The organism is Campylobacter sp. BCW_6465 (genome assembly GCF_001762815.1).
GTDB lineage: Bacteria > Campylobacterota > Campylobacteria > Campylobacterales > Campylobacteraceae > Campylobacter_D > Campylobacter_D jejuni.
This window is the reverse complement of sequence record NZ_MJXN01000007.1, coordinates 1-273: the sequence shown is the minus strand read 5'-3', so window position 1 is coordinate 273 and position 273 is coordinate 1. Positions and strand designations below refer to the sequence as shown.

Here is a 273-nt window from a genome sequence, read left to right as displayed (position 1 = left end):
ATCGTGTAAATCGTAAATCATTTTTGCTCTAAGCTTATTCCAATGTTGCCCTGTAAGAAAAGAATTAGAACACAATACTGCTAAACCTAAACTTTTAAAAGCATTTTTATCTCCAAGTTGAGCTTGTAAAAACAATGCTTGTTGTTGTCTTGCTTTAAATCCTACGGCAGCTGTGGGACTAGCTTTAATATTTCCCAAAAGTAAAGCAGACAATTCCCATTCATTAAAGAAAGAATAAGATTTTAATGTTCCACGATGAGAACTTACTTCATC

The 273-nt window shown here is 33.0% G+C and carries 1 pseudogene; it reads right to left on the bottom strand.

Annotated features, from left to right (window positions below):
• Window positions 1-273: pseudogene (locus AJ886_RS00040) on the bottom strand (hypothetical protein); the annotation flags it as partial.